This is a genomic window from Ruegeria sp. AP12 (assembly GCF_056540025.1).
Window position 1 is genome coordinate 1 of sequence record NZ_JBQFVZ010000173.1, and the last position, 802, is coordinate 802.

Annotated in this window: 1 protein-coding gene and 1 riboswitch; the gene reads left to right on the plus strand. The window is 57.2% G+C overall.

What is annotated here, in order from left to right:
- Window positions 1-82: 82 nt before the first annotated feature.
- A riboswitch (TPP riboswitch) is annotated at window positions 83-187 on the plus strand.
- Between the two features lie 45 nt (window positions 188-232).
- On the plus strand, window positions 233-802 hold a 570-nt coding region (thiD, locus tag ACR0E6_RS22060), incomplete at its 3' end, for a bifunctional hydroxymethylpyrimidine kinase/phosphomethylpyrimidine kinase (RefSeq protein WP_480587373.1).

Below are 802 nucleotides of genomic sequence, written 5' to 3' on the forward strand. Positions count from 1 at the left end.
CTGGCCCTATTTTATTGAAGATATTGGCCATACGATACGCGGATTGAGGCTTGATTTTCCAGACCGGTCCTGAGATTGTCCGCATCAACCGTTGGGGTGCCCTTATGGAAGGGCTGAGAGGCGCAAGCGCTAACCCATCGAACCTGATCCGGGCAATTCCGGCGTAGGGAACGGTCTAAAGCAAACAGACGTTTTCCATGCCCGAGTTGCTCAAAATAGATGGAGCAACGACGTGGCACCTATTGCCTTGACCATAGCAGGATCCGACAGCGGCGGCGGCGCGGGCATTCAGGCCGATCTCAAGGCGATGTCGGCTTTGGGTGTTTTCGGGGCCAGCGTGATCACCGCCGTTACTGCTCAAAACACGCAGGCAGTTACGGCCGTGCATGTTATTCCGTCGGAGGTCATCTCGGCCCAGATCCAAGCGGTGCTCAGCGATCTGGATGTGCGCGCTATCAAGATCGGAATGCTGGCGACGCCGGAGATTATTGAGACCGTGGCGCAGGGGATTTCCGAGTTTCAAGGACCGGTCGTTCTGGACCCCGTGATGATTGCGAAATCCGGTGATGCCCTTCTGGCCGATGAGGCAGTTCAAACGCTACGCGACGTTCTGCTGCCCCGTGCAACCGTTCTGACGCCAAACCTACCCGAGGCGGCATGTTTGCTGGATCGAGGTGATGCCGACACGCCTGAGGCGATGGTTGAACAGGGCAAAGCGCTGTGCGCTTTGGGTGCACAAGCGGTTTTGATGAAGGGCGGTCATGGCAAGGGGGATGTCTGCCATGATCTGCTGATCGACGAA